General features: G+C 70.0%; 6 protein-coding genes and 1 pseudogene. 3 read left to right on the forward strand and 4 right to left on the reverse strand.

What is annotated here, in order from left to right:
- Window positions 1-24 precede the first annotated feature (24 nt).
- The gene (locus FHU35_RS19525; protein ID WP_145741825.1) at window positions 25-888 is read left to right on the forward strand and encodes a methyltransferase domain-containing protein; all 864 of its coding nucleotides are present in this window, start codon (window positions 25-27) and stop codon (window positions 886-888) included.
- 43 nt (window positions 889-931) lie between these two features.
- Here FHU35_RS19525 and FHU35_RS19530 read toward each other — a convergent pair whose 3' ends face one another.
- Window positions 932-1,834, reverse strand: a complete 903-nt coding sequence (locus FHU35_RS19530) for a LysR family transcriptional regulator (RefSeq protein WP_145741828.1) — start codon at window positions 1,832-1,834, stop codon at window positions 932-934.
- A 126-nt stretch (window positions 1,835-1,960) separates the two neighbouring features.
- Here FHU35_RS19530 and FHU35_RS19535 point away from each other — a divergent pair, with 126 nt between their 5' ends.
- A complete protein-coding gene (locus FHU35_RS19535; protein ID WP_145741830.1) occupies window positions 1,961-2,710 on the forward strand; it encodes an SDR family NAD(P)-dependent oxidoreductase in 750 nt (249 codons plus the stop codon).
- A gap of 172 nt (window positions 2,711-2,882) precedes the next feature.
- On the forward strand, window positions 2,883-4,205 hold the full coding sequence (locus FHU35_RS19540) for an HNH endonuclease signature motif containing protein (protein WP_145741831.1): 1,323 nt from the start codon (window positions 2,883-2,885) through the stop codon (window positions 4,203-4,205).
- A gap of 107 nt (window positions 4,206-4,312) precedes the next feature.
- Here the strand turns inward: FHU35_RS19540 and FHU35_RS19545 are convergent, their stop codons facing one another.
- From FHU35_RS19545 to FHU35_RS30205, 3 genes and pseudogenes are all read right to left on the reverse strand, one after another.
- Window positions 4,313-5,515, reverse strand: a complete 1,203-nt coding sequence (locus tag FHU35_RS19545; protein WP_145741833.1) for a cytochrome P450 — start codon at window positions 5,513-5,515, stop codon at window positions 4,313-4,315.
- Between the two features lie 4 nt (window positions 5,516-5,519).
- On the reverse strand, window positions 5,520-6,707 hold the full coding sequence (locus FHU35_RS19550) for a cytochrome P450 (protein WP_145741835.1): 1,188 nt from the start codon (window positions 6,705-6,707) through the stop codon (window positions 5,520-5,522).
- A gap of 61 nt (window positions 6,708-6,768) precedes the next feature.
- Window positions 6,769-11,904 (reverse strand): annotated as a pseudogene (locus FHU35_RS30205) (SDR family NAD(P)-dependent oxidoreductase); the annotation flags it as partial.
- Window positions 11,905-11,931 lie beyond the last annotated feature (27 nt).

The following is an 11,931-nucleotide window of genomic DNA, read 5'->3' on the forward strand; positions in this document are numbered from 1 at the left end:
ACACGAGGCCCCAAGGAGCCCGCGATGCCTGAACAGTCGAGCACCTCGAACGCCGAAGCGGTCGGCAAGCTCTACGACCGCTTCGCCGCGGAATCCCGCGACCTGTGGCCCGACGAGGCCGAGGTCCCCAACTTCGGGTTCGGCGAACACCTGCACTTCGGCTACTGGGAGACCCCGGACGAGGACGTTCCGCTGGGCGTCGCAGCCCTCCGGCTCACCGACATGGTGATCGACCGCCTGCGCGTCGACGAGAGGCACCACGTGCTCGACGTGGGCTGCGGCATCGGCGGGCCGGCGCTGCGCACCGCTCGGCGCACGGGAGCGCGGGTCACCGGCATCACGGTCAGCGAGGCCCAGGTCGAGCCCGCGAAGGCTCTGGCGCGGTCCGAGGACACCGCCGGGCTGCTGGACTTCCAGCTGGCGGACGCGCTGAGCCTGCCCTTCCCCGACGGCTCCTTCGACGCCGTCTTCGCGCTGGAATCCATGATGCACATGCCCGATCGGCAGCAGGTCCTCGGGGAGATCTCCCGAGTCCTGCGACCCGGCGGCCGACTGGTGCTGACCGACTTCTTCGAACGAGCCCCCATCCCCGAGGCCGACCGCCCGTTCGTCGACCTCCTGCGCGAAAGCTCGCTGCTCACCACGGTTCCGGTGGAGGACTACCCGTCGATGCTGCGCGAGGCGGGCATGCTCTTCGAGGAGATCCGGGACATCAGCGCGCACACGACCCGCCGCACCTTCATCGAGATGTCGCGCCCTTGGACCGACTGGGCCGCGGCGAATCCCGGCGTGGGACTGGAAGACGCCCTCGCGGCGAGGATTCCCGCGCCGGGGCTCATCGACGTCGATGAGCTCGGGTACCTCCTGCTCACCGCCCAGCGCACCTGAGGGAACGCCACTCCGCACTTCTCGACCGTCAGCGGGACAGCGCTCAACCCGTCACCGCGCTGACCGCGGTGCCGGACCAGTCCTGGCGGTCGAGCTGGTCGAGCAACGCGGTCTCCGCCCGGCCCGGCGCGCGGCGCACGCCCGCGATGACCGGCTCCGAGAGGGCAGGGCGCAGCGGGCGGACCAGCTCCTCGAAGTCCTCGGGGATCGCCGAAGACGGCGCGATGGTGACACCGAGGCCTTCCGAGGCGAGCCGCACCGCGGTCGAGATCTGCGAGGCCCTGCCGACCGTTCGAGGAGCGAGGCCGCGGTCGGCGAGCAGGCGCGCCAGGTACTCGTCGAGCTTGCTGGTGCGGCGGAAGCGCACCCAGCCCTCGTCGGCGAGATCGTCGAGGACGAGCGGCTCGTTGCGGCGAAGAAGTGAGTGGCCTCGCGGGAGCACGGCGACGTAGGACTCCGTGCCCAGCGCGTGGACGTCGAAGAGGCACCCCGGCGGGATCTCGTGCACCAGGAGGATGTCGAGCGTGCCCTGACGCGCGAGCCGCTCCATGTCCGTGGGGTCGGGTTCCTCGTGGATGGTGACCTGCAGGTGGGGGTGGCGGCGGCGCAGTTCACCGAGAGCACGCGGGAGCTGACGAGCCCCGAGCCCCATGTGGACGGCGATGACCAGCTCGCCCGTCAGGTCGCCGTCGGCGGCGCGAGCGGCCGTGAACGCGCGCCGCGAGGCAGTCGCGGCGACCTCCGCCTCGACCAGGAAAGCCCGCCCGGCCACCGTCGGCACCATCCCCTGCCGGGTCCGCGTGAACAGGTGCACCCCGACCTGCTTCTCCAAGGTGCCGATCTGCTGGGAGAGGGACGGCTGCGTCAATCCCAGCCGCTCGGCAGCCGCCGTGATGCTGCCTTCCTCGGCCACGGCCAGCGCGTACTCGTACTGCCGCACGTTCATCGTGAGCCGCCTCGATACATAGAGAGTTGCTATGTGGAGCATAGCAACCATCTCTTTGCGCCTATGTCAGCGCGTGCGTACCTTCTGGACTGCAAGCGGCGGTTCATGCAGGAAAAGGGAGAACGCATGCGTCTCGCAGACAAGGTAGCGCTGGTCACGGGCGGAGGCGCGGGCCTCGGCCTGGCGATCGCCGAGAGGCTCGCGGCCGAAGGTGCGCACGTCCACATCACGGGCCGCCGGAAGGATGTTCTCGAAGAAGCGGCGGCCTCGATCGAAGGACGGGCCACAGCGGTCGTCGCCGACTCCACGTCGTCGAGCGATCTCGCCCATCTCGCCGAGACCATCCGGAGCGAGAGGGGTCGCCTGGACGTGCTCGTCGCCAATGCGGGCATGATCGAGCGGGCGGACTTCGGCGAGGTCACCGAGGACCACTTCGACCGCACGTTCGACATCAACGCCCGCGGCACGATGTTCACCGTCCAGACGATGCTGCCGCTCATGCCGGTCGGCGGCTCGATCATCCTGGTGGGCTCGATCCAGGGGTTCAAGGGACTGCCCGGATCGACCACCTACACCGCGACGAAGGCGGCCGTGCGCTCCTACGCGCGCGTGTGGGCCGCCGAGTTCGGCGACCGGGGCCTGCGGGTCAACGTGCTGAGCCCGGGACCGTTCGACACGGCCATCATCGACGGGCAGGCCGAGTACTTCGGACAGGACCCGGCAGCGCTGCGCGCCCAGATGGCCTCGGGAGTCCCGCTGGGACGCCTCGGACGCCCCGAGGAGCTCGCCGGCGCAGCGCTGTTCTTGGCTTCGGACGACAGCAGTTTCATGACAGGAGCGGAACTCTGCGTCGACGGCGGGATGGCCCAGGTGTAGAGATCATCCAGGCGCGCCCGTTGCGCGGCCCGGCATCTGAGGACATGAGCCGCCTCACTTCGCGAGAGTTGGCTCATTAGCGGCGGTCTCGGCGGTCTCCTGGTGTGGATCACTCGATGTAGTGATCGGTTTTCGCTCGTGTTTTCGAGTGTTCGGGTGCATCATTTAGTACATGAGTTCGAGGACGCCTGTGGGGGCCGCGGTGGCGACGGCCAGGGCCGCGCTTGCCGCGGTCCTGGCGTCCGCGCCGCATACCAGTGATGCCGAGTTGACCGAATCTATCGTGGACGCCGAAGCGCTTGTGCGTCTTGTTCAGTCGTTTCAGGCGAGTTTGGTGGCGGAGGCGGATCGGCGTGCGTTGGGGCGTGTGCAGGGGGCGCGGGATACCGCAACGTGGTTGCAGGACCGGTTGAAACTCGACCCCGGACAGGCACGAGCCCGGGTGGAAGTCGCCCGGGCCTCCGATGGGCCGAGTCGGAAAGCCTTGTCGGACGGTGTGATCAGTCTGGACCACGCGCGGGTCATCGCCACTTGTCTGCGGAAGCTGCCTGCGTCGGCTGCCGGTGATGTGGCGAAGGTGGAGCGGGTGTTGACCGAGCGGGCACGGTGGTGTCGGCCGGGTGATCTGCGGCGGTTGGCCGACGGGGTGAACGCGACCTACGACCGCGACACCGCAGTCCGGGACGAACAGGCTCAGTATGAGTCTCGGGAGTTGCACTACGTCACCACCGACGACGGCATGGTGATGATCAAGGCCCGGCTGGACAAAGAGACCGGGCAGAAGTTCATCGCCGCTCTCCGGCCGGTGTCGAAACCCTGCCCCGCCACCAATGGCCAGCCCGATCCCCGGACTCCTGCGCAGCGCCACGCTGACGGTCTGGCCACGCTGGTGGATCTGGCGTTGGGATCAGACCGGATGCCTCGTGTCGGCGGGCAGCGGGTGCAGGTTCAGGTCACGGTCGATTACGACGACCTGGTACGCAGCCTCAATCCGGACGCCGAGGGTGTGGTGCCGGGGGTTTTCGCTGACGGGGTGCCGATCACCGCCGACAACTTGCGCCGCCTGGCCTGCGATGCCGGAATCCTGCCCGTCGTGTTGGGTGGTGACGGAGTTGCGGTCGATTACGGGCGGGAGGAACGCACCGCGCCCCCGGCGCAACGTGCGGCACTGTTCCGCAGGGACGGAGTGTGCGCGTTTCCCGGGTGTGAGCACCCGCCGGGGACCTCACAAGCACACCACATCCGCCACTGGCTCGACGGGGGTACGACGGATCTCGCCAACATGGTGATGCTGTGCGCTTTTCACCACCGCACCATCCACCACGACCACTGGAACATCACCGTCGACCACGGACGGCCGGTGTTCATCCCACCCGCCCGTGTGGACCCGCAACGCACACCACTACCCGGCGGCACCGCGACAACCGCGGTTCACCAACGAATGATCCGGGATCTGGTCCCGAAACCACGGGAACCAGAACCCACCCACAACTAGCCAAACCCGGGACCCGGCCACAACGTTGTGGCCGGTCACCCCGGCACGCCCTTGCGGCACCTGCTCTTTGACAACTCCAGAGAGACAAGCACTCCCCGCGCGCCGGTTCACCACTTCACCGGGAGCTCCCGGACGCAGTAGGTGATGGCCGCGTCGCGGTAGCTGAGCTCGCTCGGCGGCACGGCGAGCTGGAGGGTGGGGATTCGGCGCACCAGGGTGCCGATCGCGACCTGCATCTCGACCCGGGTGAGGAACTTGCCGACGCAGCTGTGCAAACCGTGGCCGAACGACAGCGAGATGCCCGTTTCCCGGGTGATGTCGAGACGATCGGCGTCGGGGTGCGCGGCGTCGTCGCGGTCGGCCGAGGGCAGCAGCAGGATCACCGCGGAGCCCGACGGGATCAGCCGGCCCGCGATCTCCACGTCCTCCAGGGCGACCCGTCCGACTCCCCACTGCATGATGTTCTGGTGCCGCAGCAGCTCTTCCACAGCGCTGTTGATCAGGCTCGGATCCTGTTGGAGGCGAGCGAGCTCGGCCGGGTTCTCCAGCAGCGTCATCACGCTCAACGAGATGGCGCTGGCCGAGGTGTCGTACCCGGCGGAGAGCAGCATCATCGCCATGGCGGTGATCTCCTCGCGAGTGATCTCGCCTCGGGCGAGGTGGTCACCTGCGAGCCATCCGAGCAGGTCGTCGGTGGGTTTCTTCGACTTGGCGGTCACGAGTCGGCGCAGGTACTGGAACAGCGAACTCGCCGCTCCCTTGTTCACCGAGGGGTTGGCGGTCGGCTCGTTCAGCTTGTTCACCCACCGCCCGAACGCGACCCGGTCGCGGTAGGGCACGCCGAGCAGCTTGCAGATGACCGACAGCGGCACCTCCTTGGCGTAGGAGGACACCAGGTCCACGGGCGGGCCGGCCGCGAGCATGGCGTCGATCCTCGTGTCGACCAGCTCTTGCAGGTACGGCCGCATCGCCTCAGCGCGCTTGCGGGTGAACTGGCCGACCACCATCCGCCGGTAGCGGCTGTGCTCCGGCGGATCGGACTGGACGAACGCTCCCGGCGGTGCGGGTTCCGGGAAGAACAGCTTCGGGTACCCGGAGTGCGCGACGCGCGAGCTCAGGCGCTGATCGCTGAGCGCGGCGCGCACGTCCTCGTACCGGCTGATCACCCAGGCGTCATCGCCCGCCGACGTGCGCACCCGGCACACGGGCTCCTCCTGCCGGAGCCACCGGTACCCGGGTGGCAGGTCCAGCCGGTTCTCGGGGTCCCTCGGCATCGGGAACGGGCAGGCCGACACCACTTCGTCGCTCATGGGATCACCATCTGATCGGGAAGCGTTCGAGGCCGCCCGCCAGCTTGCCGCCCGCGCGCGTTTCCAGCTCCGACTGCGGCACGGCCAGGCCCAGTTCCGGCAGCCGGGAGAACAGGGCCGTGAAGCCCACCGACATGATGACCCGCACCAGCGGCGCACCGGTGCAGTGCCGCATGCCGTGGCCGAAGGTGAAGTGCGGGTTGGGGGTTCGGGTGACGTCGAACTTCTCGGGTTCGGCGAACACGCGCCAGTCGAAGTTGGCCAGCGAGAAGTCCAGCATCACCAGATCGCCCGAGGGGATCGTCACGCCGCCCACCTCGAGGTCCACGCTCGCGTAGCGCGGGAGGACAGGGCTGCCGATGGTCGCCCGCATCACCTCGTCCACGGCCCGCGCCATGATCTCCGGATCGTTCATCGCCAGCTCGCGCTGATCGGGGTTGAGCAGGAACAGCAGCACCCCGAAGTCGATGTGGCTCACCAGCCCGGCCAGGCCGGTGAACAGCAGGACGACCACGTGCATGCCGATCTCGTCATCGGTCAGTCCGCTCTCCACGAACCGCGTGATCACGTCATCACCCGGATCGTCGCGCCGGCGCTCGGCGACCTGCGCGGCGAAGCCGAACACCGAATCCATGCCGCCTTCGGCGTGTTCCCGGTCGACCGAGCCGACCCGGTCCATCTGCGTCAGCAGCTCCTCCCGGGCGTCCTCCGGGATACCGATCATGTCGCACAGCGCGTTCTGCGAGAAGACCGTCGAGAAGGTCTCGTGCAGGTCCGCGGGCTGCCCGGCGGCGATGATGTCGTCGATCTTGGCGTGCGCGATGGCCTCCACCCGGGACTTGCGGTCCAGCACGCGCCGCGCGGCGAAGCTCTTCGTGTACAGGACGCGCTTCTCCTCGTGCACCTTGCGCTCGACCTCGACATCGGTGTCGGTGACGAGCATGTCGAGCATCGGGTTGCGCAAGAACCGCGGCGCGTTGGCCGGATCCGGGTGGTAGCGGGCGAGCCGGTTGTCCTGCAGCAGAGCCTTGACCTCGGCGTGCTGGGTCACCAGCCACGCCTCGTCGCCCGCTGGTGTGCGGATGCGGCACACCGGCGCCTTCGCCTGCAGGTCGAGGCGCACCTCGCTGAAGCTCAAGATGGACGGCCGATCGACGCCCACCAGGGGTAGTTCCTCGCTCGAAGCGGTCACGACCACTCTCCCAGTCTCTGTGCGTTTTCCGGGTCTCTTGCAGAGGACGGGGCGCCCGGAGTCACCGCGGGCTCACCCCGGCGGTGCTGAGCCAGTCCTCGATGACCTCCGCGGTCATGGCCGAGTCCTCCTTGACCATCGACATGTGGTCGGTCTGCACCAGGCGCAGCTCGTCGTGCGGCACCTTCACGTCCTGGCCGGTGATCTCGAGGTTCGTCCCGTCCACTTCCTTCGCGCAGCGGATCAGCAGCTTCGGCGCGGACGACTCCAGTCCGATGTCGACGATGCGGACGAACCAGTGCGCCATCGCCGACAAGCGGGCGCTGTTGAGGCTCACCGCGGGCGATTCCATGGTGTTGAAGTAGTTGTTGGTGACGGCGTCGAAGTCCATGCCCTCGTGGCTGTCGTAGCGGAGACTCAGGGTGTCGAGCATGATCACGCCCTCGGGGCGGATCCCCCACGTCTCCTCCAGCACCGCCGCGGCGAAGTAGGCGAGCGTTCCGCCCGAGGAGTGCCCGACGAGCACGAACGGTTCCCCGTCGCTGGCGTGCAGCACGGCCTCGGCCACCCAGCGCGCCGCCGCCTCGCTGGTGGCCGGCAAGGCTTCGCCCGGCTCGAACCCCACCAGCGGCAGCGCCGACACGTCGAGCTTGCCCCGCAGCTGCGCCGCCAGCCGCGCGTACATGTGGATGCCCGCGGTGGCACCGGGGGCGCTGATGCAGATGAGCTTCGGCCCGTCGGGGCCGCTCGCCAGCGGGACCGGGGCGGCCAGCTCCTCCAGCTCGGCCGGCGTCTCGAACATCGGGCGCAGCAGCGCGACGTGCTTGAGCACCTGCAGGCCCTGCAGCGTCTGCCCGGAGCTGACCGCCTGCATGAACAGGCCGTGGAGGGTGTCCTCCGGGGCCACGGCCTGACCGACGCCCTGCACCGGCGCGGTGCTCGTCCCGTCCAACGAACCCAGTTCACCGAGCAGCGTCTTCGCGAGCTGCTCCGGTGTCTTGCTGTCGAAGACGATGGAACTGGAGGGTCTCACGTTGAGCTGGTCGGAGAGCTGGTTGCGCAGCTCCACCGCGATCAGCGAGTCGAAGCCCAGTTCCAGGAAGTCGCGCTCCGGGGCGACCGCGCTCGGATCGGGGTGGCCGAGCAGCGTGGCGGACAACCCGACCACGAGGTCGCGCACCATGCCTTCGCGCTCCCCCGGGTCGGCGTCGCGCAACCGCTCCAGCACCGTGACCGCGGCGGTCCTGCCCGTCGTTCCCGCGATCGACGCCTCGGGGACGAGGCCGCGCAGCAGCGCTCCGACGCCCCCGGGCGCGCTAGTTTCGACGTGGGCGGCCACCGCCAGCGACTCGTCGGCGACCAGGGCCGCGTCGAACAGCGCCAGGCCCTGCTCCGGTGCCAGCGGCGGGATCCCGGAGCGCGTGATCCGCTCCATCGCCGCGTCGCTCAGTCCACCCGTCATGCCGCTCGTCGCCGTCCACGGCCCCCACGCCAGCGAGATTCCCGGGAGGCCCTCGTGGCGGCGATGCGCCGCGAGAGCGTCCAGGTAGGCGTTCGCCGCTGCGTAGTTGCCCTGCCCGGCGCCGCCGAGCAGGTTCGCGACCGACGAGTACAGCGCGAAGACGGAGAGGTCGAGATCGCGGGTGGCGCGGTGCAGGTTCCACGCCCCGTCCACCTTCGGACGCAGGACGGCGGCGAGCCGGTCGGGCGTCAAGGTGTTCACCACACCGTCGTCGAGCACGCCGGCGGTGTGCACGACGGCGTCGAGCGGGTGAGCGTCGGGAATCGCGGCCAGCAGCGCCGACACGGAGTCCGGGTCGCCGATGTCGGTGGCGGTGATCGTGACGGTCGCACCGTGCGCGGTGAGTTCGGCTTCCAGCTCGGGCACTCCGGGCGCGTCGGGCCCGCGCCTGCTGACGAGCAGCAGGTGGCGGACGCCGCACCGGGCGACCAGGTGACGCGCGAGCTCGGCGCCCAGGCCGCCCGTTCCACCGGTGATGAGCACCGTTCGGTCGGGAGCCCAGGAATGCGGGGCCCGGTCCACCTGGGGCAGGTCGGCCAGTCGTGCGGCTCGGACCGAACCGTTGCGCACCAGCACCTGCGGCTCGTCGGCGGAGACCAACTTCGGCAGGACCGCGGCCGACATCGGCTCGCCGTCGGAGTCGACGAGCAGGAAGCGCCCCGGGTTCTCCGACTGCGCCGAGCGCACCAGGCCCCACGACGACGCGGCGGCGAGGTCGTCGCCGGTGGCCGCACCACGGCCGACGAACACCAGGCGCGAGTTGTCGAGTTGCGGGTTCGCCAGGCATTCCTGGATGAGGCGCAGCACGCGGGCGCACACGGCGTGCGCCGAGCCGGCGTCGTCGCCGCCCGACAGCGTCACCAGGAAGACGTCCGGGGCAACGCCGCTCTCACCGGTCGCGTCGGCCAGGGTCTCGCCGTATCCCGTCACGGCCTGGCCCGCGCTGAAGAGCAGGTGCGCGAGGTCGAGCGGATCGTCGCCGACGACGGCCCAGCGCGCGCCGGTGGCGGCGGTCGTGATCTCCACGGGCGCCCAGCCGAGGCGGTACAGCGACGGTTTCGGGCCCTGGAACATCGCACCGAACGCCGCTCTGGGGTCGGCTGTGGACTCCGGCCAGTACCGCTGGCGGTCGAACGGGTAGGTCGGCAGCTCGACCCGCCGGGCACCGGTGTCCGCGAAGAAGGCCGACCAGTCCACGGCGACGCCGGCGACGTGCAGCCGAGCGAGCGCGGTCAGGAAGGCGCTGTCTTCGGGCCGGTCCTTGCGCAGAGCCGGAACGCAGCCGTCGACCAGCGCCGAGAGCGCGCCGTCCGGACCGAGTTCCAGGAACGTGTCGGCGCCGTTCTCCCGCAACCTGGTGACGTTGTCGTGGAAGCGCACCGCGTCGCGCACGTGGTTCACCCAGTGCTCCGCCGAGGTGACGTCGCCGGTGGCCACGATCGGGATGTGCGGCGCGGAGAAGGAGATCCCGCTGATGGCGGTGCGGAAGTCCTCCAACATGGTATTCATCAGCGGCGAGTGGAACGCGTGCGACACGCGCAGGCGCTTGTGCTTCCAGCGCTCGGCGAGGGCCAGCACCTCGTCCTCGGCACCGGCCAGGACCAGCGAGTCCTTCCCGTTGATCGCGGCGATCGACACGCGGTCCGACAGGTGCGGCAGCACCTCGTCCTCGGTGGCCTGCACCGTCACCATCGCCCCGCCCTCGGGCAGCGCCTGCATCAGCGACGCGCGCGCCGAGACCAGCGTGCAGGCGTCCTCCAGCGACAGCACGCCGGCCACGTGGGCGGCCGCGATCTCGCCGATCGAGTGGCCGGCGAGGTGGTCGGGGGTGATTCCGAAGGACTCCGCCAGCCGGTAGAGGGCGACCTCGATCGCGAACAGCGCCGGTTGGGCGCTCCCGGTCTGCTGCAGCGCGTCCTCGTCGTCACCCCACATGACCTCGCGCACGGCCGGGTCGAGGTGAGCGAGAACCGCGTCCAGGGCGTCGGCGAACACCGAGAACCGCTCGTGGAGAAGGCGTCCCATGCCGAGCCGCTGCGAACCCTGGCCGGAGAACAGCACGGCGAGCGAACCACGTCCCGCGACCCCGCGCGCGACCTCGACCGCTCCGTCCTGAGTGGACAGAACGACGGCGCGGTGGTCGAAGGTCGGCCGGGTCGTCAGCAGCGAGTAGCCGATGTCGACCGGGTCGCCGTCGACGAGCTTGATCCGATCGACCTGGGCGTCCAGCGCGGAAGCCGACTTCGCCGACACCACCAGGGGAACCACGTCGCGAGCGGAAGGAGCTTCTCCGCCGCCCTCGGGTTCGGGCGCTTCCCGGAGGATCACGTGCGAGTTCGTGCCGCTGACGCCGAACGACGACACCCCGGCGCGACGCGGTTTCTCCCCGCGCGGCCACGCCACCGGTTCGGTGAGCAGCCGCACGCTGCCCGACGACCAGTCGACGTGCGCCGAGGGCTCGGTGACGTGCAGGGTCTGCGGCAGCAGGCCGTGCTGCAGCGCGAGCACCATCTTGATCACCCCGGCGGCGCCCGCCGCGGCCTGCGTGTGGCCGATGTTGGTCTTGACCGCACCGAGCAGCAGCGGCTTCTCGCGGTCCTGCCCGTAGGCCGCCAGCAGCGCCTGCGCCTCGATCGGGTCGCCCAGCGTCGTACCCGTGCCGTGCGCCTCCACGGCGTCCACATCGGACGCGCTCAGCCCGGCGCCGGCCAGGGCCGCGCGGATGACCTCCCGCTGCGCCGGGCCGTTCGGGGCCGTCAGGCCGTTCGACGCACCGTCCTGGTTCACCGCGCTGCCCTCCAGCACCGCGAGCACCGGGTGCCCGTGTCGCTGGGCGTCGGACAGCTTCTCGACGAGCAGCACGCCGACGCCCTCCGACCAGCCGGTGCCGTCGGCGTCGTCGGAGAAGGCCTTGCAACGGCCGTCCGGGGCGAGCCCGCCCTGCCGGGTGAACCCGGCGAAGTTCGACGCGGTGGTCATCACCGTGACACCACCGGCCAGGGCCAGCGAGCACTCACCTCCCCGCAGCGCCTGCGATGCCTGGTGCAACGCCACCAGCGCCGAGGAGCACGCGGTGTCGATCGTGACCGCGGGACCTTCGAGGCCGAAGGTGTAGGCCACCCGGCCGGAGAGCACGCTGGCCGCCGTGCCCATCCCCGCGTGTCCGCCGACGTCCTCCTGCGAGGCCATGAGCACGTGCCCGTAGTCCTGGCCGTTGGTGCCGACGAACACACCGGTCCGGCTGCCGCGCAACGACGTGGGATCGACTCCGGCGCGCTCGACGGCCTCCCAGGACGTCTCCAGCAGCAGCCGCTGCTGGGGGTCCAGGGCCACGGCTTCGCGCGGCGAGATGCCGAAGAACCCCGGGTCGAACTCCGTCACGTCGCGGAGGAATCCGCCCTGCAGGGTGGCGCTGTGCCCGGCGTCGCTGCCGGCGAGCGCGCCGAGGTCCCAGCCGCGATCGGTCGGGAAGCCCGAGATCGTGTCGGTGCCGGACGACAGCACGTCCCACAGGTCCTCCGGCGTGCTCACGCCGCCGGGGAAGCGGCAGGCGAGGCCGATGATCGCGACCGGTTCGTGCTTGCCCGCCTCGACCTCCTCCAGCCGCTGACGTGCCTTGTGCAGGTCAGCGGTGACCCACTTCAGGTACTCGACGAGCTTCTCTTCGTCGGGCATGGCAGGCGCCTTTCCTTCTAGAGACCA

The sequence above is a fragment of the Saccharopolyspora dendranthemae genome (assembly GCF_007829955.1).
Classification (GTDB): Bacteria; Actinomycetota; Actinomycetes; order Mycobacteriales; family Pseudonocardiaceae; genus Saccharopolyspora; species Saccharopolyspora dendranthemae.

Coding starts and splice junctions, on each gene's coding strand:
- FHU35_RS19535 (WP_145741830.1), top strand. CDS start 1,961: ATGCGTCTCGCAGACAAGGTAGCGCTGGTCACGGGCGGAGGCGCGGGC.
- FHU35_RS19540 (WP_145741831.1), top strand. CDS start 2,883: ATGAGTTCGAGGACGCCTGTGGGGGCCGCGGTGGCGACGGCCAGGGCC.
- FHU35_RS19530 (WP_145741828.1), bottom strand. CDS start 1,834: ATGAACGTGCGGCAGTACGAGTACGCGCTGGCCGTGGCCGAGGAAGGC.
- FHU35_RS19525 (WP_145741825.1), top strand. CDS start 25: ATGCCTGAACAGTCGAGCACCTCGAACGCCGAAGCGGTCGGCAAGCTC.
- FHU35_RS19545 (WP_145741833.1), bottom strand. CDS start 5,515: ATGAGCGACGAAGTGGTGTCGGCCTGCCCGTTCCCGATGCCGAGGGAC.